We start from the raw sequence: 23,524 nt of genomic DNA on the forward strand, positions 1-23,524 counted from the left end.
GCCGGGCCCGAGGCCCGGGCCCCGATCGTCGAGGAGCCGTCCGTGCGCGAGTCCAGCCGACCCCCGCTCGTCGATGTGGACCACGACCGGAGCCCGGCGCAGCTCGTCCTCTACGCCCCCCCCTACTCCCCCCCCCCCCCCCCCCCGGGCCCGAGGCCCGGGCCCCGATCGTCGAGGAGCCGTCCGTGCGCGAGTCCAGCCGACCCCCGCTCGTCGAGGTGGACCACGACCGGAGCCTGGCGCAGCTCGTCGTGGACGCCGCGCGCGAGGCCCCCGACGCCGTGTCCTTCCGCCGGCCCGACGGGTCGGGCGGCTGGACCGACGTCACCGCGGCCGCCTTCCGCGCCGACGTGGAGGGGGTGGCCCGCGGCCTCGTCGCCGCCGGCGTCGAGCCCGGCGACCGCGTCGGCCTGCTGTCGCGCACCCGCTACGAGTGGACCCTCGTCGACTTCGCGATCTGGACCGCGGGCGCCGTCACCGTGCCCGTCTACGAGACCTCCTCGCGCGACCAGGTGGCCTGGGTCCTCGAGGACTCCGGCGCGCGGTGCGTCGTCGTGGAGACGGCGGTGCACGCCGGCCTCGTCCAGCGCGCCCGGCCGGAGGGTGACGACGGGCCGACCTGGGCCGTCGAGGACGGCGGTCTCGACGATCTGCGGCGGCTGGGGCGCGACGTCGACGCCGCGGAGCTCGACCGCCGCCGCGCCGCCCTCACGTGCGACTCCCCCGCCACCCTCATCTACACGTCGGGGACGACCGGGCGCCCGCGCGGCTGCGTCCTGAGCCACGGCAACTTCCTCGTGCTCGCCGAGAACGGCGCCGCCCTGCTGCGCGACCTCGTGCGGCGCGAGGACGCCTCGACCCTGCTCTTCCTCCCCCTCGCGCACGTCCTGGCCCGCTACATCCAGGTCCTCGCCGTCGTGTCGCGCACGCCGCTCGGGCACACGTCCGACCCCAAGCACCTGGCCGACGACCTGGCGTCCTTCCGGCCGACCTTCGTGCTCTCGGTGCCGCGCGTGTTCGAGAAGATCTACAACGGGGCGGAGGCCAAGGCCGACGCCGCCGGGCGCGGCGACCTCTTCCGCCGGGCCGCCGGCGTCGCCGAGCGCTGGAGCCGCGCCCAGGACGCGGGCGGCCCGGGCCTGCGCCTGCGCCTGCAGCACGCCCTCTTCGACCGCCTCGTCTACGGGCGCGTCCGGGCGGCCATGGGCGGCCGGCTCGACTTCGCCGTGTCGGGGGGCGCGCCGCTCGGCGAGCGGCTCGGCCACTTCTTCCGCGGCGTCGGCGTCACGGTGCTCGAGGGCTACGGCCTCACGGAGTCCACCGCCCCCACCGCGGTCGGCGTGCCCGACGAGCTCCGCATCGGCACGGTCGGGCGCCCGCTGCCCGGGACGTCCGTGCGGGTCGGGGACGACGGCGAGGTCCAGCTCAAGGGCCCCCACATCACGAGGGGGTACTGGCGCGACGAGGAGGCCACGCGGGCGGCCTTCGTCGACGGCTGGTTCCGCACCGGGGACCTGGGCCACCTCGACGACGACGGCTACCTGCGCATCACCGGCCGGTCGAAGGAGATCATCGTCACCGCCGCGGGCAAGAACGTCGCGCCGGCCGTGCTCGAGGACCGGCTGCGCGCCGCGCCCCTCGTGGGTCAGTGCATGGTCGTCGGCGACGGGCGCCCCTTCGTCGGGGCCCTGCTCACCCTGGACCCGGACATGCTGCCGCTGTGGCTGCGCAACCACGGCCTGCCGGAGGGGACGACGCCGGCCGAGGCGGCCGCGATGCCGGAGGTGCGGGCCGAGCTGCAGCGCGCCGTCGACAGCGCGAACGAGGCCGTCTCCCGCGCGGAGTCCATCCGCCGCTTCGCGGTGCTGCCGGCCGACCTCACGGAGGAGAGCGGCCACCTCACGCCCTCGCTCAAGCTCAAGCGCGCGGCCGTGCTGCGCGACCACGCCGACCGCGTGGAGGAGATCTACGCGTCCTGACCCCGCGCCCGCCGGGCCCACCGGCGCGACCCGGTCCGCCGTCCCCGCCCGGCCGGGGGCAGGCGCAGCGCCGGGTCGGGCCCGTCCGGGACGGGGGCCGACGGGTCGAGCAGCGCGCGCAGCCGCTCCACCTGGCCCTCCCAGGACCAGGCGGCGGACACCCACCGCCGCCCCTCGGCCCCCCAGGTGCGGGCGCGCGCCGGGTCGCGCAGGAGCCCGACGAGGGCCTCCGCCACGGCCGCGCCGTCGCGCCCGTCCACGACGACGCCCGTGCGTCCGGGCAGGACGGCGTCGGGTGCGCCGCCGGAGTCCCCCACCACCACCGGCAGCCCGCTGGCCGCCGCCTCGAGGTAGCAGATGCCGAGGGCCTCCGGCTCGAGGCCGAGCAGGCGCGTGCGGGTGGGGACGGCGAAGACGTCGCCCGCGGCGTAGTGGTCGGCGGTCCGCGTCCACGGCACGCGGCCGGCGAGGACGACGGAGGAGCCCACGCCCAGCCGGCGCACGAGGCGCTCGACGCGGCGTCGTCCCGGCCCGTCGCCGACGAGCAGGAGGACGGCGTCCGGCTCCCGGGCGAGCACGGCGGGCAGGGCCCGGACGAGCACGTCCTGCCCCTTGCGCGCCACCATGCGCGACACGCAGACGACGACGGGCCGCCCCTCGAGCCCGAGCTCGCGGCGCACCCGACCGCCCCCGGCCCCGGGGTGGAAGACCTCGGCGTCGACGCCCGGCACCAGCCGCTGCAGGCGCGACCGCCCCCGGGCGGACAGGGGCCGCGCCACCCGGGCCGCGCACCACGGGCCCAGGGCCGTGAGCACGTCGACCCGGTCCCCGACGGCCCGCAGCGCGGTCCGGGCCACCGGCAGGCTGGCCCACCAGGTCTCGTGGCCGTGCGTCGTCGCCACGACGCGGCGCACCCCCGCGCGGCGCAGCGCCGGGGCCATGAGCGCCAGCGGCGCCGCCGCCCCGAACCACACGCGGTCGCAGCCGTGCTCCCGCGCCGTCAGGGCCACCCGGGCCACCACCGCCGGCGTCGGCACGAGCAGCCGCGCGGGGTCGCGGACGACGGGGAAGGCGAGGCCCGCGTCGTGCTCGCGGTCACCGGGCTGGCGCGCGGTGTGGACGACCACCTCGCCCGGGGGCAGCCGCGAGGCCACCGCGAGGACGAAGGACTCGATGCCGCCCGTGCGGGGCGGGAAGTCGTTCGTCACGACGAGGGTCCGGCCCGCCACCTCAGCCACCGTCCCCGGGCGCCGCCGCAGCGTCGGGCGCGCCGGCGCCGGCGAGGGCGGCCACGTCCTCGCGCCACTGGGCCGTGAGGACGTCGAGGTCGACGCCGAGGACCCGGGGGACGGCGTCGGCGAGGGGCAGAGGGGCGACCCGCAGCCCGTCGCCCTCCTCCGCGCCCGGGTCCTCCGCGCCCGCGGCGCGACCGCTCGCGGCGCGCACGAGCTCGAGCAGGGCCTCTCGCCCGTGGCGGAGGTCGACGGTGCGGACGGCCAGCCAGGCGGCGGAGTAGGCCGGCGCCACCGCACCGACCGCCGGGTCGAAGTCCGCGGCGGACGGCAGCGCCACCGGTCCACGACCGGCCCGCACCTCGGCGAGCAGGTCGGCGGCCGCCACGTCGGGCCCCAGGCCCGCGCCCTCGTAGGCCACGAGCTCGGCGAAGCCCTCGGAGAGCCACGGCGGCGGGTCGGCCGCGGCGCCGGCGCGGACGGCGACGTGGGTGGTCTCGTGCGTCAGCACCACCTCGCGGCCGAGCTCGCCCAGGACGTCGAGCGCCGCGGGGTTGACGAGCACCCGGTCCGCGGCGCCGGCCGCCCCCGGCGCCCCGGAGGAGCGGTCGGCGCCCGTCGTGAGCGCCGCCACCTGGTCGAGCCCGGCGGCGTCCTCGCGCCCGAGCAGGCGCACGAGCTGGTCGGCGTCGTCCGGCACGACGACGACGGTCGTGCGGGGCCACGCGGTGCCCCAGACGGCGTCGACGCGCTCCGCGGCGGCGTCCCCGAGGGCGGCCTGCTGCTCGAGGACCGGCCGCGGGGCCGTGCCGACCACGAGGGTGCGGCTCCCCCGCACGACGTCGACGGCGCCGAGGTCCCACACGTCGGGCCGTGACGGCCCGTCGGCGTCGTCGGCGAGGAGCCAGGCGCCTCCCCTCTCGACGACGGTGAAGGAGCGCTGCCGCTGCTGGTCGACGACGTCGACCCCCTCCACGCGGTAGCGCAGGCGGACGTCGGCCACCCAGGCGGACCCGCCGAGCTCGGCCCGGCGGTCCTCCGCCAGCCGTGGTCCCTCCCCGACGACCTCGTAGGACCAGGCCGCCAGCGGCACCCGGGCCAGACCGACGACGGTGCGCTCCTGCCGCTCGCGGAAGGCCGCGGCACCCGGGTCCACGAGGGCCAGGACCCCGTCGACGTCGTGGTCGAGGACCGCGGCCGCGCGGGCGTCGAGCAGGCGCTGCAGCGCGGTGCTGCGCTCGTCCGCCCGCGCCGCCCCCGCGGGCGCCCCCACGGACGACGCCGCGGACGACCCCGCACCGGCGACGGGCCGCTCGGCCGCCGGGCCGTGGCAGCCGGCGAGGAGCAGGGCGGCGGCGGCCGCGGCGGCACCGGCCTTCCCCGCCAGCGACCTCCCCGCCCGCGACCTCCCCGCCCGCGACCTCTCCGGCCCCGGACGGCGCCGGCCGTCCCGGTCGCGCCCCGTCGGGACGCGCCGGCCGGGGAGCACCGCCCGCGGGGCGAGGGCCTCAGCCGGCCCGGGTCGCTCCGCCACGGCGGGCATCGTAGGCGCGCCCCGGGGGCCCCACGGGCACCAGGCGCAGCGGCGGGACGAGCCCGGACGAGGCGAGGACGCCCAGCGCGGCGCGCTCGGCGTCGTCGAGCTCGCCCACCGGGCCCGGCGCGCCGGGGCCGCGCCCGGCGGGCGCGACCCCGTCGCGGACCCGCGGCACGCCGAGCAGCACGCCCACCACGCAGTCCGAGCAGGCCGGGCCGCGGGCGGCGCAGCCGTCGCAGTCGACGATCATCGGTGACCCCTCCCTCAGGCAGCGGCCGAGGAGCTCCCCGACCGGCGCGCCGGACGTTAGGGGCGCCCCCCGACAACGCCTCCGACGACGCTCTCGACGACGCCCTGGCACCACCCGGGCGACGGCCCCCTCGACCGCCCCGCACCACGCCCCCGGGCGCTCGCAGGGCTGCGCCGCGGGGGGCGGGGGGCGTGCTGCCGGGGGCGCTGTCGGGGGGCGCCCCTACCGTCCGCCGCATGCCCGCCGCACCACCCGTCGCACCGGCCGCCGCACCCCCGGGGCCCTCGGCGCCGCGCCCCCTGCGCTCCCCTGTGCAGACGTCGCTGGACGACCTCGGCACCCCGCTGCACGACGTCACCTTCGTCGTCGTCGACCTCGAGACGACCGGGGGCTCGGCGCGCACGTGCGCCATCACGGAGATCGGCGCGGTCAAGGTCCGCGGCGGCGAGGTCCTCGGCGAGCTGTCCACGCTCGTCGACCCGGGCGGTCCCGTGCCGCCGCTCATCACCGTCCTCACGGGCATCACCGACGCCATGGTCGCCGCGGCCCCGCCCGTGGACCAGGTGCTCGCCGCCTTCTGGGAGTTCGTGGGCGACGCCGTCCTCGTCGCCCACAACGCGCCCTTCGACACGGGCTTCCTCCGCGCGGCCGGGGCGCGCTCGGGCCGGCCGTGGCCCGGCAACGAGGTCGTCTGCACGGTGAACCTCTCGAGGGCCGTCCTGGGGCGGGACGAGGTGCGCGACCACAAGCTCGGCACGCTCGCGGCGCACCTCGGGTCGGCCACCACGCCCACCCACCGGGCGCTGGACGACGCCCGCGCCACGGTCGACGTCCTCCACGCCCTCCTCGGACGGCTCGGCGGCGTGGGCGTGCGCACCCTGGAGGACCTGCGCGACCAGCTGCGCGCGGGCGCCCGCCTGCAGCCGGCCCGCCGCTCGCGGCGCCACCTCGCGGAGGGGCTGCCCTCGGCGCCCGGGGTGTACCTGTTCCTCGACGGCCTCGGCGAGGTCCTCTACGTCGGCACCTCGCGCGACATCCGGCGCCGCGTGCGCTCCTACTTCACCGCCGGCGAGACGCGCGCCCGCATGGACCAGATGGTGGCCCGCGCCGCCCGCGTCGTCCCCGTCGTCTGCCCCACGCCGCTCGAGGCGGCGGTCCGCGAGCTGCGGCTCATCGCCGAGCACCGACCGGCCTACAACCGGCGGTCGACGCGGCCCGAGCGCGGCCGGTGGCTCAAGCTCACCGACGAGGCCTTCCCCCGGCTGTCGGTGGTGCGCCGGGTCGCCGACGACGGCGCCGCCTACCTCGGCCCCGTGCGCAGCGCCCGCACCGCCGAGCTCGCCGTCGAGGCGCTGCACGAGGCGCACCCGCTGCGTCGCTGCACCGCCCGCCTGCCCGCACGCCCGGCGCCCGGGGCCAGCGCCTGCGCGCTCGCGGACCTGGGCCGCTGCGGCGCCCCCTGCACGGGGGCGCAGGGGCGGGAGGACTACGCGCGCGTCGTCGCACGGGTCCGCGCCGCGATGGACGGCGACGCCCGCGCGGTCGCCGGCGCGGGCCTGCGCCGCGCCGCGGAGGCCGCGGCCGACGAGCGCTTCGAGGAGGCCACGACCCACCGCGACCGCCTGCTCGCCTACCTCGCGGCGTCCGGCGCCCGGGCGAGGATCGAGCCCCTCGCCGCGGCGCCCGAGCTCGTGGCCGCCCGTCGCCGCCCCGCCGACGCGGGCGGCGGCTGGGAGGTCGTGCTCGTCCGGCACGGGCGGCTCGCCGGCACGGCCGTCGCCCCCGCGGGCACCGACCCGATGCCGGTCGTGGCGTCCCTGCGGTCGGCCGGCGAGGTGGTCGAGCCGCCGGCCCTCCCCGCGCCCGCCGCCCTCGTCGCCGAGACCGAGCTCGTGGCCCGGTGGCTCGAGCAGGACGGCGTGCGCCTCGTGGAGCTCGAGGGCACCTGGGCCAGCCCGCTGCACGGGGCGGCCGGGCTCGTGCGCCGGCTGCGGCTGCCCGCGTCGACGGACGAGCTCGACCACCTCCTCGACGACGCCCCCGCCCCCACCACGTGGGGGGCGGTCGACGCCCGCGCGCTCGACGACCCTCGACCTCAGGTCGAGGTCGAGGTCGAGACCTGTCGAGCCTCGCGACCGACCTCGTGGCCTGCTGGCGGCGCCGTCGCGGCGCGCCGCTCCCCCGAGGAGGGGCAGGCTGGAGGACGACGCCCCGCCGCACCGCCCGCCGAGGTGCCGCCGGGCGCCACCTCGACCACCCGGGGCGGCCCGACCGCCCCAGCCCCGACCACCACCTGGAGAGCCCGTGATCACCGCCATCGTCCTCGTCGACACCGCCGCCGACCGCATCCCCGAGGCGGCGGCCGAGATCGCCGAGCTCCCCGACGTCACGGAGGTCTACTCCGTCACGGGCGACGTCGACCTCGTCGTCGTCGTGCGCGCGCGCCGTCACGAGGACCTCGCGGACGCCATCGCCGACCGCATCAGCAAGGTGCCCGGCGTCGTGCGGACGCGGACGAACATCGCCTTCCGCACCTACTCCCGCCACGACCTCGAGCAGGCCTTCGACCTCGGCCTCGACGGGTAGCGCCGCGCGCCGCCGTCAGGAGCGGGACGCGAGCACCCAGCGCTCGAGGAGGTCGGCCGCCGCGCCGGAGTCCACGGCCGCCGCCGCGCGCTCGAGCCCCGTGGCGAGCCGGGCCCGCAGGTCGCCGCCCCCGCCCTCGGCGGCCACGAGGGCCGCCGCCGCGTTGAGCAGGACGGCGTCGCGCACGGGACCGCGCCGGCCGGCCAGGAGGTCGCGCACGACGGCGGCGTTCTCGGCGGGCCCGCCCCCGCGGAGGTCCTCCGGCCGGGCCCGGTCCAGCCCGAGGTCGACGGCGTCCACCTGCTCGTGGGCGACCTCGTGGGCGCCCGCCGCGTCGTCGGCGCCCCGACGGGCCCACCACACCGAGGAGGGCGCCGTCGTCGTCAGCTCGTCCAGCCCGTCGCCGCCGCGCACGACGAGGGCGTCGCAGCCCCGGCCCGCGAGGACGCCGGCCACGAGCGGCGCCATCCGCGCGTCGGCGACGCCGACGGCGCCGGCGGCCGGGCGCGCGGGGTTGGTGAGCGGCCCGAGGAGGTTGAAGGCCGTCGGGACGCCCAGCTCGCGCCGGACCGGGGCCGCGTGGCGCATGGAGGGGTGGAAGACGGGGGCGAAGCAGAAGGTGATGCCGACCTCGACGGCGAGCTCGCCGACGCGCGCCGGCGGCACGTCGAGGGCGACGCCGAGCTCCTCCAGGACGTCCGCCGTCCCGCAGGCCGACGACGCGGCGCGGTTGCCGTGCTTGACGACGCGCTCACCGGCGCCCGCGGCGACGAGCGCCGCCATCGTGGAGAGGTTGACCGTGCTCGCGAGGTCGCCGCCGGTGCCCACGACGTCGAGGCAGCGCCCCGGCACGCTCAGGGGCACCGCGGCCGCCAGCATCGCGTCGGCCAGGCCCGTGAGCTCCGCGACCGACTCCCCCTTGGCGCGCAGGGCCACGAGGAAGCCCGCCAGCGGGACGCCGGGCGCGGAGCCGGCCATGACCTCGCCCATGGCCCAGGCGGTGTCCCGGGCGGACAGGTCCTCGCCGCCGAGCAGGCGGGCGGTCAGGTCGCGCCACGCGGGCGTACCGGTGTCGGGGTCCACGTCGTCCTCGCCGCCGTCCGGGCAGGTGGTCCGGCCTCCTGCAGCGAGGCCGGGGCGCGCCCTCAGGAGGGGCCGCACCGCGGTCCGAGCCTAGCCGCGGAGCACCGGCGCGCCGACACGCGCGCACCCCCCGCGTGCCGCGCACCGGCGTCGTCCATACTCACTCCCGTGAGCAGCGAGACCGCAGTCCCCACGGCCGTGGGCCACGCGACCGTCAACCGGCCGAACATGACCTCGGTCGGCACGATCGTGTGGCTGTCCAGCGAGCTGATGTTCTTCGCCGGGCTCTTCGCCATGTACTTCACGATCCGGGCCGCGGCCCCGGGCCTGTGGGCGGAGGACGCCCCCCTGCTGGACGGGCAGTTCGCCGCCATCAACACGGGGATCCTCGTGTCGAGCTCGGTCACCTGCCAGCTGGGCGTCTTCGCCGCCGAGCGCTTCCAGCCGCACCGCCTCGGCGGGCACCTCAACGTCGCCCGCTGGGGCATGGTCGAGTGGTACGTCGTGACCTTCGTCATGGGGTCGATGTTCATCGCCGGCCAGGTGTGGGAGTACGCGACCCTCGTCAGCGAGGGCATCACGATCTCGAGCTCGGCGTACGGCTCGGTCTTCTACCTGGCGACCGGCTTCCACGGGCTCCACGTGACGGGCGGGCTCATCGCCTTCTGCGTGATCATCGCCCGGGCCTTCGCCGCCCGTCGCTTCGGCCACCACGAGGCCACCGCCGCCATCGTGACGTCGTACTACTGGCACTTCGTCGACGTCGTCTGGGTCGGCCTCTTCTTCGTCATCTACATCATCCGGTGAGCGCCGTGGCACCGAAGACGCAGCAGAGGTCGACGCAGGCCAGGTCGACGACGCACCATCGGGCCACCGGCACGACGGCCCCGCACCGCACCCCGAGCGTGAGGAACCCCTAGACGTGAGAACCCTCGCCGCCCGCCGGCGCCACCCCGCCGCCACGGCGCTGCTGCTGCTCATGGCGCTGCTGGTGACGGGCGCCGCCTACACGGCCCTGGCTCCGGACCGCGCGGACGCCACCGCCGCCCCGACCGTCGAGGGCGCCACGGGCGACGTCGACCGCGGGCAGGAGCTGTTCCTCGCCAACTGCGCGACGTGCCACGGCCTGCAGGCCCAGGGGGGCACCGCCGGCCCCAGCCTCATCGGCGTGGGCGCCGCCGCCGTCGACTTCCAGGTGGCCACCGGGCGCATGCCGCTGGCCCAGCAGGCGCCCCAGGCGCCGCAGAAGCCGCGGGTGTTCGACGACCAGGACGTCGCCGACCTCGCCGCCTACGTCGCCTCCCTGGCGCCGGGCCCCGCCATCCCGGAGCCGTCGAGCGTGGTGGCGCTCGAGGACCCGGAGGACATCGCCACGGGCGGCGAGCTCTTCCGGATCAACTGCGCCATGTGCCACAACGTCGTCGGCGCCGGAGGCGCCCTGACGCAGGGCAAGTACGCCCCGAGCCTCGAGGGCGTCGAGAACCGGCACATCTACGAGGCGATGCAGACGGGTCCGCAGTCGATGCCGGTCTTCAACGACGACAACATCTCGCCCGAGGAGAAGCAGCAGATCATCAGCTACCTCGACAACGTCAACCGGACGGCCTCCCCCGGCGGCTGGTCGCTCGGGTCCATCGGCCCGGTCACCGAGGGCCTCTTCGTCTGGGTCGGCGCGATGGTCCTCCTCATCGGCTGCGCGGTCTGGCTGGGGGCGAAGTCCTCGTGAGCGACATCCAGCTCCCCAACTCGGGGAAGTCCCCGGCGGACGAGCCGGACGCCGGCCGCACCCCGGTCCGCTTCCGCAACCCGGGCCTCCCGGCGCACCGCCACCGCCAGGCGGACGTCGACCCCCGCGCCGCCAAGCGCGCCGAGCGCCAGGTCCTCGCGATGCTGGGCCTGTCGGCGGTGGGCTCGATCTTCTTCATCGTCGCCTACTTCGCCTTCCCGCTGGACGGCACCTTCGCGACGCTGCAGGTCAGCAACATCTCCCTCGGCCTGGGCCTCGGGGCGGGCATCTTCTTCATCGGCACGGCGGCGGTGCACCTCGCCAAGACGCTCATGCCCGACACCGAGATGTTCGACGAGCGCCACCCCCAGCGCGGCACCGAGGCCGAGCGCACCGACGCGGCCGCGATCATGGTGCAGGGCGGCCAGGAGTCCGGTCTCGGGCGCCGGCCGTTCATCCTCGGCGGCCTCGTCGGCGCCGCGGCCCTGGCTCCCCTCCCGGCCGTCGTCCTCCTCCGCGACCTCGGCCCGGCCCCCGGCGACGCGCTGGCGCACACGCTGTGGGACGAGGGCGTGCGGCTGTCGCTCGACCCCTCGGCGGAGCCGATCCTCGCCTCGGACGTGACGATCGGGTCGGTCTTCCACGTCATCCCGGAGAACCTCTACGAGAGCGAGCACTTCCTCGACGAGAAGGCGAAGGCCGCGGTCCTCCTCATGCGCGTGGACCCCGACGTCGTCGACTACCGGGAGGACCGCGCCGGCTGGGACGTCGACGGGATCTACGCCTACTCGAAGATCTGCACCCACGTGGGCTGCCCCGTCGCCCTGTACGAGCAGCAGACGCACCACCTCCTCTGCCCCTGCCACCAGTCCACGTTCGACCTGACGCAGCACTGCAAGGTCATCTTCGGACCGGCCAAGCGCGCCCTGCCCCAGCTCCCCATCTCGGTGGACGACGAGGGCTACCTCGTGGCGCAGAGCGACTTCCTCGAACCCCCCGGACCGAGCTACTGGGAGCGCGGATGAGCACCACCGGCACCAACGCGTACACGCCCACCAGCCGCACCGCCCGCCTGTCCGCCGGCGCAGCTGACTACCTCGACGAGCGCATCGGCGCCGCCCGTCTCGTCAAGGGCTTCGCCCGCAAGGTCTTCCCGGACCACTGGTCCTTCATGCTGGGCGAGGTCGCCCTCTACAGCTTCATCATCCTGCTCATCTCCGGCACGTTCCTCACGCTCTTCTACGTGCCGAGCATGACGCTGGTGGAGTACGAGGGCTCCTACGCGCCGATGTACGGCGTGACGATGTCGGAGGCGTACGCCTCCTCGCTCAACCTGTCCTTCGACATCCGCGGCGGCCTGCTCATGCGGCAGGTGCACCACTGGTCGGCCCTGATCTTCGTCGCCGCCATCGTCGTGCACATGCTCCGCGTCTTCTTCACGGGCGCCTTCCGCAAGCCCCGCGAGTTCAACTGGGTGCTCGGCGTCATCCTGGCCGTGCTGGCCCTGGCCGAGGGCTTCACGGGCTACTCGCTTCCCGACGACCTGCTCTCCGGCAACGGCCTGCGGATCATCGAGGGCGTCATCCTCGCCATCCCGGTGGTCGGGACGTACATCGTCTTCTTCCTGTTCGGCGGCGAGTTCCCGGGCGAGTCGATCATCCCGCGGCTCTACATCCTCCACGTCTTCGTCCTGCCGGGGCTGATCCTGGCGGTCATCGCGCTGCACCTGGCGCTGGTCGTGGCGCACAAGCACACGCAGTACCCGGGCCCGGGCCGCACGAACGACAACGTCGTGGGCTTCCCCCTGCTGCCGGTCTACGCGGCCAAGGCGGGCGGCTTCTTCTTCATCGTGTTCGGCGTCATCATCCTCATCTCGGGGCTGGTGTCGATCAACGCGATCTGGAACTACGGCCCGTACGACCCGTCACCCATCTCGGCGGGCACGCAGCCGGACTGGTACATCGGGTTCGTCGACGGGCTGCTGCGCCTCATGCCCGGGCAGCCGGAGTTCACGATCGCCGGCTTCACGCTGTCGCTGAACATCTTCCTGCCGTCCCTCGTCGTGCCGGGGCTCATGGTCGTGGCGCTCATCTCCTACCCCTTCCTCGAGCAGTGGGTGACGGGCGACAAGCGTGAGCACCACCTCCTCGACCGCCCCCGCAACGCCCCGGTCCGCACCGGCATCGGCGTCATGGCGATCGTGTCCTACTGCGTCATGTGGGCCGCGGCCGGCAACGACCTCATGGCCATCGCCTTCCGGATGTCGATCAACGACCTCACGTGGCTGCTGCGGTTCGCGTTCTTCGTCCTCCCCCCCGTGGCGTTCGTCGTGACGAAGCGCATCTGCCTCTCCCTGCAGCGCAAGGACCGCGAGCTGGCCCTGCACGGCCACGAGACCGGCCGTGTCGTCCGCACCGCGGACGGCGAGTACTTCGAGGTGCACGAGCCGCTCAGCGAGACCGAGCGCTGGGTCCTCGTGCAGCACGAGGCCTACCGCCCGCTCGCCATCCCGCCGAAGAAGCGCGAGGACGGCCGCAAGGTGCCCGCCCACGAGCGCCTGCGTGCCAACCTCTCGAACTTCTTCTTCGAGGACCGCGTCGAGCCGGTGACGCCGCGCGAGCTCGAGGCGGCCCGCCACCACGGCGAGCACGAGGCCATCGAGCAGCCGGAGGGCCGCGAGGCCGAGCGGCGCGAGCTGGGCTCCAGCGTCTGACCAGTTCGCGGGTCTGAGCGACACCGACCCATGACGACGAGAGCGCCCCTCCCCTGCGGGAGGGGCGCTCTCGTCGTCTCCGGCGGGGCTGGTGGGTCCCGGGGCGGGACGAGGGACCTCGCGCTTCGTCGCGGCCGCTCCGCGTCTCGACCCGGTGTCGGACGGGCTGGGCGTGACACGACGTCGACGCCCGACTCCCGCTCCGAGCTCGCGCCGAGCCCCTCGGTACCGCGACGTCGTGGGCAGGCCTTCGCCGGCCACCACGCGGCCGCGCTGCAGGCGGAGGAGGGAGGACCGGACGAGCCCGGGACGAGCGCGCGCACGGCCCCGGCCGCGGCCGCGGCCAGGACGGGGTCTCCGGCACGTGACCCCGGTCGGGCGCGCCGCTGCCCGCGGGTGGCCACGGCCGGGGACGGTGGGCGCTCGGCTCACCGGTCCACACGTCGGTCGACCGCTGCCGACCGGCGGAGAGGCCGGATCCGGCCCAGGTGCTCGCTGCTCCTCAGAAGGGTCGTGGCGTCCAGCACCCGTTCGCCCGGGCCGCGGCCCGGGCGCTGGGCCTGCGCCTGGGCTGGGCTGGGTGTCGACCAGGCGCTCGGCGCCTCCCAGGCGGCCTGCGGGCGACCGCCGCGGCGCTGGAGGCCTGGTGCCCCGCGGGGAAGCGTGGTCGCCGTCGGCCCCCTCTCGGCGCGCAGGGTGGCGCACCCGAGGGGGCGGAGCGGACGCAGGGGTGGCAGGGTCCCCGGGCGTCCTCCCGGGTCAGCGATGGCGCTGGCTCCCCCACCACGCCTCCCGAGACCACCGCACCCTCTGAGACCACCGCGCCTCCTGAGACCACCTGGGCCGCGCGGCGCCGGCCGGGACCGGCCTGCCGCCCACCGGTCGTCCGTGCGCGCCGCAGAGCGAGGCCGCGCCAGCTCCCGAACGAGGGCGACCGAGAGACCCGAGATCACCCGAGAGGGCCGGAGACGGTCCGAGCGGGCCGACGCGGGCACGAGCGGGCCGACGCGGGCACGAGCAGGCCTGCGCGGGCACGAGAGGCCAGCACGGTGCTGCCCGCGACCGGTCGCGGGTCCTGCCGATGACGCGGCTGCCCTCACGGCCCGCGACGTCGTCACCGCCGCCGGAGAGACCGTGAGCGCGCTCCGGCCCACAGGAGGTCCGCCGACGCGTGCCGACGGGCCCCGAGCGGGCGCCGAGCAGCTCCGGTAGGACCAGGACACCAGCAGCGAAGCGGAGGGCTCCCCGGCCCCTCCACGCCGCTCTGCGCTGCCGGTCGACCACGTCGCCGCAGTGGGGCCCGCGGCCTCCCGCGCCCGGCGACCAGGTCTCCCGTGCCTGATGACCAGACCTCCGGTGAGCGGGCGGCGGCTGCGCTCGCCACCGGCCGCGGGGCCGCTGCCCTCCGCTCACCGAGCCGTCGCGACGACGACGACGCCCCACCGCAGGTGCGGTGGGGCGTCGTCGTCGGTCCCGAGCGCTCTCGGGGAGGCCGTGCGGGTCAGTGGGCGAAGCGCCCGCGGTAGTGCTCGAAGGCGAAGCCGACGAGGGAGAGCGCGGCCATGGCCGCACCGATGTACGCCACCCACCAGGCCACGGCCACGCCGAAGAAGATGACGAACGCCGACAGGGCCAGCGGCAGGGGCCACCAGGACCACGGGCTGAAGAAGCCCTGGTCGCCGGCCGCCTCGCTGATGTGCGCCTGCGGGTCGTCCTCCGGACGGGGGTCGATGCGCCGGGCGGTCAGCCACAGGTAGCCGCCGACCATGGCGGCGAGGCCACCCGTGAGGAAGAGCCCCGTCGTGCCGACGGCCTCCCACCGCGACCACAGGCCGTAGATGATCCCGACGGGGACGAAGACGAAGACGCCGCTGAAGAAGAGCTTGGTCTCGATGCTCATGCGTTGTTCTTCCCCTTCGGCTCACCGGCGAGGTCGGCCTCGCCGTACAGGCGGTCGAGGGTGTTGCGGTCGGGCGTCGTCGCCGTGGCAGCGGCGACCTCCGGGTGGTGGAGGTCGAACGCCGGCGACTCCGAGCGGATCCTCGGGATGGCGACGAAGTTGTGCCGCGGCGGCGGGCACGAGGTCGCCCACTCGAGCGACCGGGCGTAGCCCCAGGGGTCGTCGACGACGACGCGGGGAGCGGTCCGCCACGTCTTGTAGACGTTGTAGGCGAACGGCAGCATCGAGGCGCCGAGGATGAACGAGAAGATCGTCGACACCTGGTTCATGCCGGTGAAGCCGTCGGTCGCCAGGTAGTCGGCGTAGCGGCGCGGCATCCCGATGACACCCAGCCAGTGCTGGATGAGGAAGGTGCCGTGGAAGCCGACGAAGAGCAGCCAGAAGTGGATCTTGCCGAGCTTCTCGTCGAGCATCGTCCCGGTGAACTTCGGCCACCAGAAGTAGAAGCCGGCGAACATCGCGAAGACGACGGTGCCGAAGACGACGTAGTGGAAGTGCGCCACCACGAAGTAGCTGTCGGACAGGTGGAAGGTCAGCGGCGGGCTCGAGAGGATGACGCCCGTCAGACCGCCGAAGAGGAAGGTCACGAGGAAGCCGATCGACCACAGCATCGGCGTCTCGAAGGTGATGGACCCGCGCCACATGGTGCCGATCCAGTTGAAGAACTTCACCCCGGTGGGCACCGCGATGAGCATCGTCATGAAGGCGAAGAAGGGCAGCAGCACCGCGCCGGTGACGTACATGTGGTGGGCCCACACCGTCACGGACAGGCCGGCGATGGAGATCGTCGCGAAGACGAGGCCCTTGTACCCGAAGATCGGCTTCCGGCTGAAGACCGGGAAGATCTCCGTGACGATGCCGAAGAACGGCAGCGCGATGATGTAGACCTCAGGGTGCCCGAAGAACCAGAACAGGTGCTGCCAGAGGATGGCGCCGCCGTTCTCGGCCTCGAAGACCTGCGCGCCCAGCCGGCGGTCGGCGCCCAGCGCCAGCAGTGCCGAGGCCAGGGGCGGGAACGCCATGATGACGAGCACCGACGTCAGCAGGATGTTCCAGGTGAACAGCGGCATCCGGAACATCGTCATGCCGGGGGCGCGCATGCAGATGATCGTCGTGATGAAGTTGACGCCACCGAGGATGGTGCCGAAGCCCTGCAGCGCGAGGCCGAAGACCCACAGGTCCCCGCCGACGCCGGGTGAGTAGACCTGGCTGCTCAGCGGTGCGTAGGCGAACCACCCGAAGGAGGCCGCGCCGCCCGGCACGAAGAAGCCGAGGAAGACCATGAACCCGCCGAAGGCGAACAGCCAGAACGAGAACATGTTGAGGCGCGGGAAGGCGACGTCGGGGGCACCGATCTGCAGCGGCGTGATGACGTTGCCGAAGCCGATGAAGAGCGGCGTCGCGAACATCAGCAGCATGATCGTGCCGTGCATCGTGAAGAGCTGGTTGTACTGCTCCTTGTTCTGCACGATCTGGATGCCCGGCTCGAAGAGCTCGGCGCGGATGACCAGTGCCATCACGCCCGCGACCAGGAACCAGAAGAACGAGGTCGCCAGGTACAGGTAGCCGATGGTCTTGTGGTCGGTGGAGGTGATCCAGGACACGACCGCGCGGCCGAGCGTGCGCTCGGAGACCCGGCCCAGCGACTGGCGGGTGCTGGTGGTCGTGGCCTCCCCCGCACCGGCCGCCTCGTAGTAGGTGGTCATCGCTCGCCCTCCGCGGCGTCGACGGGCTCGACCGAGCCGTCGGCAGTGGTCTTGTCCAGGTCGCTGCCGAGCTGGCCGGTCTGGCCCGCCGCCCGCAGCCGCTCCATCTGCGCGTCGAACTCGTCCTGCTCGACGACCGCGACGCGGAACAGCATCTCCGAGTGGTACTGCCCGCAGAGCTCGGCGCACTTGCCCTCGAACACCCCGGTCTGCTGCGGCGTCAGGGCGATGACGTTCTCCCGGCCCGGGATCATGTCCTTCTTGTAGAGGAAGCCCGGCACCCAGAACGAGTGGATGACGTCGCGCGAGGTGAGGGTGAACTCGACCGTCTGGTCGACGGGCAGGTACAGCGTCGGGATCTCGCTGATCGGGTTGCCCTGCTCGTCGAGGTCGACCTGCGTCGAGGTCTCGTAGACGTCCTCGTCGGCGTAGTTGAAGTCCCAGGCCCACTGCTTGCCGACGACGCCGATGTTGACGTCCGGGTTCTCCGGCAGCGCCTCGATCTCGGTCTGGTCCCGGTAGGTGTAGTAGAAGAGGACGCCCACCATCATGAGCGGGACGACCGTGTAGAGGATCTCCAGCGGCACGTTGTAGCGCAGCTGCGCCGGCAGGCCGACCTCGTCCTTGCGGCGGCGGTAGGCGACCACCACCCACAGCGTGAGGCCCCAGACGAGCACGCCGACGGCGAGCGCGGCGATCCAGGAGCCGTTCCACAGCGTGATGATGCGGCCGGTCTCGTCGGTGGTGTCCCGCGTGCTGGGGAGCCACCCGGTGGAGAGCTCCTGGGCGGAGCACCCCGCCGTGAGCAGGGCCGTCGCGGCGGTCCCGCCGAGCAGGGCGAGCGCCCTGCGGCGAGGGCTTTTCGTGGCGGTCGGGCGCACTGTCGGCCTTCCGGGTCCGTCGGCGCCGCGCCCTCGGGGCACGGCGTCGAGCAGCGGGGTGTTGACGGCTCGAAGGCTACCCCCCGCCCCCCCGACGGGTGAGGCGGGCTCGCGCCCGCGGCGCGCCCCCGCCCCGCGGGGCCGTCGACGCCCCGGCCCGGGCTCCGGCTCGAGCCCCGCCCGGGGGCAGGTCAGCCGCGGCTCAGGCCCCGCCCTCGGGACCGCTCGCCCCGCCGCCGTCGCCCGTGAGGCCGGGCGGGGGCGGCAGCTCCACGGCGCGCGCCAGCCGGGCCAGGTAGGCGGCGCGGGGGATCTCCACGACGCCGAGGGACGCGAGGTGGTCGGTGCGCCACTGGACGTCGAGCAGGCGGCCCTCGCCGCCGGCGCCGTCGTCGCGCAGGAGCTCGACGAGCGCCGCGAGCGCGGCCTTCGAGGCGTCGGTCGCCCGCGAGAACATCGACTCCCCGGCGAAGAGCCCGCCGACGACGACGCCGTAGAGGCCTCCCACCAGCGCGCCGGAGGGGTCGCGGACCTCGACGCTGCGGGCGTGGCCCAGCCGGTGCAGGCGCAGGTACGCCTCGCGCACCTCGGCCGTGATCCAGCGGCCGGGGCGCGAGGGGTCGGCGCACCCGTCCACGACGTCGGCGAAGGCCCCGTCGACCGACGTGGTGAACGAGCGCCGCGACCGGCGCAGGGAGCGGGTCTCGCGGAAACCGTCGAGCGGGAGGACGCCGCGGGGGTCGGGCGACCACCAGCCGATCGGGCGGCGACCGCCGCCGCCGAGCCCCATGGGGAACAGGCCCAGGGCGTAGGCGTCGAGCAGGGTGGCGGGCTCGAGGTCGGCCCCCGTCGCCACGAGGTCCTCCCCCGGCTCCGCGCCGGCGAGGGCCGCCGCCAGGGAGGGCCCCCAGCCCGAGCGCAGCCGCGGACCGCCCGTGCCCGGGGCCGGACCTCTCGTTGCTGGCCCGCCCGCTGCCGGCCCGGGCGCCGCGGGACCCGTGCCCGCCCGGGGGCGTCCCGGCCGGGGCGTCCCGGCCGGTCGGGGGCTCACGTCCGGCCCCGGGCGCGACGAGGGCCGCCGCCCCGGGGAGGGACGGCGGCCCTGGTCGCACCGCCGGCGCCGGCGGGTGCCCTCACGTGCGCGACGGCGCCGGGACGCGGGGGCGCCGCGTCAGCTGAAGGAGTCGCCGCAGGCGCAGGAGCTGCCGGCGTTGGGGTTGTCGATCGTGAACCCCTGCTTCTCGATCGTGTCGGCGAAGTCGATCGTCGCGCCGTCGAGGTAGGGCACGCTCATGCGGTCCACGACGACCTCGACGCCGTCGTAGTCGCGGACGGCGTCGCCGTCGAGGGTGCGCTCGTCGAAGTAGAGCTGGTAGATGAGACCGGAGCAGCCGCCCGGCTGCACGGCCACGCGCAGGCGCAGGTCGTCGCGGCCCTCCTGGTCGAGGAGGCTGCGCACCTTCTCGACGGCGGGCGTGCTCAGCTCGACGCCGTGGGTCTTCGCGGGCGCCGTGGCGGGCTCGGTCGGCGTCGTGGTCTCCGAGGTCTGCGTGCTCATGTGTGCCTCCGCACTGCGGGCGCCGCGGCGCCGGGGTGTCGAGCTCTCGGGAGAGCGGGTACGTGGGCGCCAACGGCGCCGGTCGCCGGTCTGTTCCGACGACCCGAGGGTAGACGCCGCCGCGCGGCGCCGGGAGGAGCGGCGCCCGACGCCGTGGGCGGGGTGCCGCTACGCCTGGCCGGCGAGGCGGGCGAGCAGGAGGGCCTCGGCCGTGCAGGCGCCCTCGAGCACGCGCAGCGACAGCGACTCGTCGACGCCGTGGGCCCGCGTGTCCGGGTCCTCCACGCCCGTCACGAGGACCGTGGCGCCGGGCAGGACGTCGAGCAGCTCCGCGACCACCGGGATCGAGCCCCCCATCCCCTGGTGGGCCACCGTCGCGCCGTCCCAGGCCGTCGTGAGGGCCCAGTCCGCCGCCGCGAGGACGGCGGCGTCGCCGGCGCTCGCGCCGTCGAAGGGGCGGCCGGAGCCGAGCCGCCGCACCTCGAGGTGCGCGCCGAAGGGCGTGGTGGCCTCCAGGTGGGCGGTGACGAGCCGCTCGGCCTCGTCGACGTCCTGGCCGGGCGCCAGGCGGACCGACAGCTTGGCCCGCGCCGACGCGGCCAGCGTGTTGCTCGCGTCCGCCATCGACGTGGCGTCCGTCGCCACGACCGTGGCGGACGGCCGCGACCACGTCCGCGACAGCAGGCTCCCGCGGCCGACCAGCGCGACGCCCTCGAGCACCCCGGCGTCGGCGCGCAGCTCCTCCTCCGTCCGGGGCAGGTCGGCCGCCTCGCCGCGCACGAGCCCCTCGACGGCGAGGTCGCCCTCGTCGTCCCAGAGCCGGGCCAGCAGCACCGTCAGCGCCGTCGTCGCGTCCGGCACCAGGCCGCCGTAGAGGCCCGAGTGCAGCGGGTGGTCGAGCGTCCGCACGCCCACCTCGAGCTCGAGCAGGCCCCGCAGGCTCGTCGTCAGCGAGGGCCGGTCGACCGACCAGTTGTCGGAGTCGGCCACCACGACGACGTCGGCGGCGAGCCGGTCCCCGTGGGTCGCGAGCAGGTCGGGCAGCGAGGGCGACCCCGACTCCTCCTCCCCCTCGACGAGCACGACGACGCCGAGCCCCTCCTGCGGCCCCCAGCCCGGCAGCAGGGCGCGCAGCGCCGTCACGTGCGCCATGACGCCGGCCTTGTCGTCGGCGGTGCCGCGGCCGTAGAGCCGGCCGTCCCGCTCGACCGGCTCGAAGGCCGGCGACGTCCAGGCCGCGGCGGGCCCGGGCGGCTGGACGTCGTGGTGGGCGTAGAGGAGGACCGTGGGCGCCCCGGCGGGGGCGGGGCGGCGGGCCAGGACGGCCGGTGCGCCCGGTGAGCCGTCGGCGCACCGCGCCCGCAGCACCTCCACCTCCGGCATCCCGGCGCCCCGCAGGAGGTCGGCGACGGCGGCGGCGCTCTCGTCCAGCGCCGCGGCGGCGTCCGGCCAGGAGGACACGCCGGGGACGCGCACGAGCGCCTCGAGGTCCGCCCGCGCCGCGGGCAGCAGCCCCCGCACGCGCTCGCGCAGCGCCGGCACCCGCGGGTCGGCCTCCGGCGCGCGCCCGTCGTCGCTCCCCCCGGTCGGGCGGGTCGGGTCGACCGGGCTGGTCGGCGGCGTCGGGCGGGTCTCGTGCGCGCGGGGGTCGGCCATGCGGCGACGCTACCGAGGAGGTCCGACGCCGCCCCCCGGGCTCGGGGCCCGCCCCGGGCAGCGGTGCCGGGGGCCACCACGGCGAGCACCTATCCTCGGCCCGTGCTCGGACGCCGGAAGACCTCGCCGCCCCCCGTGGAGGAGACCGCCCCGCCCGCGGTCGGCAAGGGGCGCCCGACGCCGCGGCGCCACGAGGCCGAGGCGGCGCGCCGCCGCCCCCTCGTCGTCACCGACCGCAGGGCCGCCGCGAAGGCCTCCCGCGAGCGCCTGCGCAGCGAGCGCCTGCGCACGCGCTCGGCGATGGAGACGGGCGACGAGCGCTACCTGCCCGCCCGCGACAAGGGCCCGGCCCGCCGCTACACCCGCGACCTCGTCGACGCCCGCCGCAACGTCGGGGAGTACCTCCTCTTCGCGGCCCTGGGCCTCGTCGTCCTGCAGTTCGCGCTGCAGTCGGTCAACACGCTGTGGGGGCTGTACTCGACGCTCGCCCTGTGGTTCGTCGTCCTCGCGGTGGTCGTCGACTCCTTCCTCCTCAACCGGCACCTCAAGAAGCGCCTCGCGGCGCGCTTCGGCGACGACCTCCCGGCGGGCACGGTGCGCTACGGCGTCCTGCGCGCGCTGCAGATCCGCCGCAGCCGGCTGCCCAAGCCGCAGGTCCGCCACGGCGAGCAGCCGCGCTGAGGGCGGCGCCGTGAGCCGCTCCCCCGGCCGGCGTCCCGGGCCCTCCCCCGTCCGGCGTCCCGGACGGCGGGTGGCCCGCACCGGCGCCGGCGCGGCCGCGGCGCTCTACGCCGCCAACTGCGCCCTCGGGACGGCCGTGGGGCTGCGCCTGGTCGACACCTCACGGGTGCACTGGGTCCACCACGCCCTCTACGGGGTCGTGGTGGCCGGTGCGGCGGGAGCCGTCGCGCTCGGAGCGGCGGCCGGCAGCCGCACCGCCCCCCTGCTCGCCCCGGCGCTCGTGCCCCTCGCCGTCCTCCCCCGGGTGCGGGCGCCCTCGCGCGGGCACGTCCTGCTGGCGGCCTCGGCCGCGCCCGCCTACCTGCTCGCCCTGCGCGCGGCCGCCTCCGAGCGCGCCGCGGACCGGACCCCGACCACCCCCCGGAGGCGCTGACCGTGGAGTTCCTCGACGTCGTCCGCAACCGCCGCACGACCAACGGCCACTTCCTGCCCGACCCCGTCTCGGAGGAGCACCAGCGGCTGCTCGTGACGGTCGCGGGCACCGCGCCGTCGCACTTCAACAGCCAGCCCTGGCGCTTCGTCCTCGTCGAGGAGCGCGAGGTCATCGAGCGCGTCGCCGACATCAGCGCGAGCTCGATGGCGCGGATGCTCTCGAACGGCACCTTCTTCGAGCGGTACAAGCCCTACTTCCGCTTCTCCGAGGAGGAGATGGAGCGGCGGCGCGACGGGATGCTCATCGACCAGCTGCCGGCGGTCCTGCGCCCCTTCACGCGCTCGGTCTTCACCGGCGCGGGCCAGGCGATGATGAACCGGCTCCGCGTCCCGCGGACCCTTGCCGAGCAGAACCGCCAGCTCGTCGCCGGGTCCCCGCTGCTGCTCGCCGTGCTGCTCGACAAGGAGGAGTACCGCCCGGGCGAGCTCTCCGGCTTCTACTCGGTCTTCGGCATGGGCGCCGCGGTGGAGAACATCTGGCTGACGACGGTGCAGCTCGGCATGGGCATCCAGTTCGTCTCCTTCCCCATGGAGGTGCCCGAGGCCTGGGCCGAGATCCAGCAGATGCTGGCGGTGCCGGACGACCTCGAGCTCATGGCCGTGTACCGCCTCGGCTACGTGCCCGAGGAGGCGCGCCGCCCGCGCATCGACTGGTCGAGCCGCCAGCGCAAGCGGCTCTCGCAGTACGTCTACCGCGGCACCTGCCGGACGCCCCTCAGCGACGAGCCGGGGGACTGATCGCCCGGGGGGCCTACCGCTCCCCGCTGCCTCCGGCTCCGTCCCCCGGCCGGGCCCGGGGGCGCAGCACGGCCGTGGAGCGGACGGCGCGATTCTCCAGCCCCCCGACGACGGGCACGTCGTGGCGCGCCACCTCGTCGAAGGCCGCGCGGGGCAGGTGGGCGCGGCCGGGGTCGCCGACGAGGACGTCGGCGCCGCCCTCGCGCAGGCGCCGCAGCACCGGCAGCAGCCGCAGCGCCGTCGAGCGCTCGTAGAAGAGGTCGCCGACGAGGACCACCTCCGCCCCGCCCAGCGGACCGGTCGGGCCGGCGTCCGCCAGGGCGTCGGCGAGCAGCACCTCGACGTGGACTCCGTTCAGCGCGGCGGACCACCGGGCGGCGGCCACCGCCGCCGGGTCGACGTCGAGCGCCCGCACGTCGCCGGCGCCGGCGAGGGCCGCCGCCACGGCCACGAGGCCCGACCCGCAGGCGACGTCGACGACCCGCCGCCCGGCCACGAGGCCGGGCCGGTCCAGCACCGTGCGCGCCAGGGCCTGGCCGCCCGCCCACGGGCTGGCCCAGAAGGGCGGTGGCTGCGGGGCGCCGGCGCGGTCCTCCGCGCGCTGCCACACCGCCATGACGTCGGCGGCGACGGGCAGCACGACCTCCGGCACGAGCGGCACGGGCGCCGGGGCGGCCTCCGCGCGCACGACCTCCTCCGGCGTCACCCGGTCATCCTCGCCCGCCTCGGCCGGACCGGTCGCCGAG

At 75.9% G+C, this 23,524-nt stretch carries 20 protein-coding genes and 1 pseudogene; 10 read left to right on the forward strand and 11 right to left on the reverse strand.

The features are described from left to right. The first annotated feature begins 185 nt into the window (after positions 1 to 185). Positions 186 to 1,979 (forward strand): AMP-dependent synthetase/ligase, encoded by a 1,794-nt coding sequence (locus WDV85_RS10155; RefSeq protein WP_339570497.1) that lies wholly within the window; start codon positions 186 to 188, stop codon positions 1,977 to 1,979. Here the strand turns inward: WDV85_RS10155 and WDV85_RS10160 are convergent. The 3 genes from WDV85_RS10160 to WDV85_RS10170 are packed head-to-tail and all read right to left on the reverse strand — an operon-like array spanning position 1,967 to position 4,998. Further along, positions 1,967 to 3,208: a glycosyltransferase family 4 protein gene (locus WDV85_RS10160; RefSeq protein WP_339570498.1), complete on the reverse strand. Its 1,242-nt coding sequence runs from the start codon at positions 3,206 to 3,208 to the stop codon at positions 1,967 to 1,969. The genes WDV85_RS10155 and WDV85_RS10160 overlap by 13 nt on opposite strands. 1 nt (position 3,209) lies before the next feature. After that, on the reverse strand, positions 3,210 to 4,745 hold the full coding sequence (locus WDV85_RS10165) for a hypothetical protein (RefSeq protein WP_339570499.1): 1,536 nt from the start codon (positions 4,743 to 4,745) through the stop codon (positions 3,210 to 3,212). Next, on the reverse strand, positions 4,720 to 4,998 hold the full coding sequence (locus tag WDV85_RS10170; protein ID WP_339570500.1) for a hypothetical protein: 279 nt from the start codon (positions 4,996 to 4,998) through the stop codon (positions 4,720 to 4,722). Before WDV85_RS10170 ends, WDV85_RS10165 begins: the two co-directional genes overlap by 26 nt. Before the next feature lie 236 nt (positions 4,999 to 5,234). Between WDV85_RS10170 and WDV85_RS10175 the strand changes: the two are divergent. Together WDV85_RS10175 and WDV85_RS10180 are read left to right on the forward strand one after the other, a co-directional pair. Then, positions 5,235 to 7,052: pseudogene (locus tag WDV85_RS10175) on the forward strand (DEDD exonuclease domain-containing protein); the annotation flags it as partial. Between the two features lie 250 nt (positions 7,053 to 7,302). Next, positions 7,303 to 7,584, forward strand: a complete 282-nt coding sequence (locus WDV85_RS10180) for an Lrp/AsnC family transcriptional regulator (protein ID WP_171202780.1) — start codon at positions 7,303 to 7,305, stop codon at positions 7,582 to 7,584. A gap of 15 nt (positions 7,585 to 7,599) precedes the next feature. Here WDV85_RS10180 and trpD read toward each other — a convergent pair whose 3' ends face one another. Beyond that, positions 7,600 to 8,667 (reverse strand): anthranilate phosphoribosyltransferase, encoded by a 1,068-nt coding sequence (gene trpD, locus WDV85_RS10185; protein WP_339570501.1) that lies wholly within the window; start codon positions 8,665 to 8,667, stop codon positions 7,600 to 7,602. 168 nt (positions 8,668 to 8,835) lie between these two features. On the opposite strand from trpD, the gene ctaE reads away from it, so the two are divergent. The 4 genes from ctaE (at position 8,836) to qcrB (ending at position 13,106) form a co-directional block, all read left to right on the forward strand. After that, positions 8,836 to 9,474, forward strand: coding sequence for an aa3-type cytochrome oxidase subunit III (ctaE, locus tag WDV85_RS10190; protein WP_339570502.1), 639 nt, complete (start codon positions 8,836 to 8,838; stop codon positions 9,472 to 9,474). Positions 9,475 to 9,589: 115 nt separating this feature from the next. Further along, positions 9,590 to 10,393, forward strand: coding sequence for a cytochrome bc1 complex diheme cytochrome c subunit (gene qcrC, locus WDV85_RS10195; RefSeq protein ID WP_339570503.1), 804 nt, complete (start codon positions 9,590 to 9,592; stop codon positions 10,391 to 10,393). After that, entirely contained in the window at positions 10,390 to 11,418 is a 1,029-nt protein-coding gene (gene qcrA / locus WDV85_RS10200) for a cytochrome bc1 complex Rieske iron-sulfur subunit (RefSeq protein ID WP_339570504.1), read from the forward strand. Before qcrC ends, qcrA begins: the two co-directional genes overlap by 4 nt. After that, positions 11,415 to 13,106 carry a cytochrome bc1 complex cytochrome b subunit gene (gene qcrB / locus WDV85_RS10205; protein ID WP_339570505.1) on the forward strand — a complete coding sequence of 564 codons (1,692 nt, stop codon included), beginning with the start codon at positions 11,415 to 11,417 and terminating at the stop codon, positions 13,104 to 13,106. The genes qcrA and qcrB overlap by 4 nt, the downstream gene beginning before the upstream one ends. Before the next feature lie 1,501 nt (positions 13,107 to 14,607). Here the strand turns inward: qcrB and WDV85_RS10210 are convergent. The 6 genes from WDV85_RS10210 to WDV85_RS10235 all read right to left on the reverse strand — a co-directional run bounded on the left by WDV85_RS10210 (position 14,608) and on the right by WDV85_RS10235 (position 20,867). Beyond that, positions 14,608 to 15,006, reverse strand: a complete 399-nt coding sequence (locus WDV85_RS10210) for a cytochrome c oxidase subunit 4 (protein ID WP_298803883.1) — start codon at positions 15,004 to 15,006, stop codon at positions 14,608 to 14,610. Then, a complete protein-coding gene (gene ctaD, locus WDV85_RS10215) occupies positions 15,003 to 16,772 on the reverse strand; it encodes an aa3-type cytochrome oxidase subunit I (RefSeq protein ID WP_339570506.1) in 1,770 nt (589 codons plus the stop codon). Before ctaD ends, WDV85_RS10210 begins: the two co-directional genes overlap by 4 nt. Further along, positions 16,769 to 17,653: an aa3-type cytochrome oxidase subunit II gene (gene ctaC / locus WDV85_RS10220; protein ID WP_298803879.1), complete on the reverse strand. Its 885-nt coding sequence runs from the start codon at positions 17,651 to 17,653 to the stop codon at positions 16,769 to 16,771. The genes ctaD and ctaC overlap by 4 nt, the downstream gene beginning before the upstream one ends. A gap of 202 nt (positions 17,654 to 17,855) precedes the next feature. Next, positions 17,856 to 18,509: a leucyl/phenylalanyl-tRNA--protein transferase gene (gene aat, locus WDV85_RS10225; protein ID WP_339570507.1), complete on the reverse strand. Its 654-nt coding sequence runs from the start codon at positions 18,507 to 18,509 to the stop codon at positions 17,856 to 17,858. A gap of 315 nt (positions 18,510 to 18,824) precedes the next feature. Then, positions 18,825 to 19,211: a HesB/IscA family protein gene (locus WDV85_RS10230; RefSeq protein ID WP_171204364.1), complete on the reverse strand. Its 387-nt coding sequence runs from the start codon at positions 19,209 to 19,211 to the stop codon at positions 18,825 to 18,827. A gap of 168 nt (positions 19,212 to 19,379) precedes the next feature. Continuing rightward, positions 19,380 to 20,867, reverse strand: coding sequence for a M20/M25/M40 family metallo-hydrolase (locus WDV85_RS10235; protein WP_339570508.1), 1,488 nt, complete (start codon positions 20,865 to 20,867; stop codon positions 19,380 to 19,382). Between the two features lie 102 nt (positions 20,868 to 20,969). On the opposite strand from WDV85_RS10235, the gene WDV85_RS10240 reads away from it, so the two are divergent. From WDV85_RS10240 to WDV85_RS10250, 3 genes are read left to right on the forward strand one after another with little or no spacing between them, the layout of a single operon-like run. Next, positions 20,970 to 21,548: a DUF3043 domain-containing protein gene (locus tag WDV85_RS10240; RefSeq protein WP_298803873.1), complete on the forward strand. Its 579-nt coding sequence runs from the start codon at positions 20,970 to 20,972 to the stop codon at positions 21,546 to 21,548. A 10-nt stretch (positions 21,549 to 21,558) separates the two neighbouring features. Next, positions 21,559 to 21,981, forward strand: a complete 423-nt coding sequence (locus WDV85_RS10245) for a hypothetical protein (protein WP_339570509.1) — start codon at positions 21,559 to 21,561, stop codon at positions 21,979 to 21,981. Positions 21,982 to 21,983: 2 nt separating this feature from the next. Continuing rightward, on the forward strand, positions 21,984 to 22,778 hold the full coding sequence (locus tag WDV85_RS10250; protein ID WP_339570510.1) for a nitroreductase family protein: 795 nt from the start codon (positions 21,984 to 21,986) through the stop codon (positions 22,776 to 22,778). Positions 22,779 to 22,791: 13 nt separating this feature from the next. On the opposite strand, the gene WDV85_RS10255 is transcribed toward WDV85_RS10250, so the two are convergent. Next, complete coding sequence (locus WDV85_RS10255; protein WP_339570511.1) at positions 22,792 to 23,484, reverse strand: class I SAM-dependent methyltransferase; 693 nt, start codon at positions 23,482 to 23,484, stop codon at positions 22,792 to 22,794. Positions 23,485 to 23,524 lie beyond the last annotated feature (40 nt).

Origin of the sequence: Pseudokineococcus sp. 5B2Z-1 (assembly GCF_037482305.1) — a bacterium.
GTDB lineage: Bacteria > Actinomycetota > Actinomycetes > Actinomycetales > Quadrisphaeraceae > Pseudokineococcus.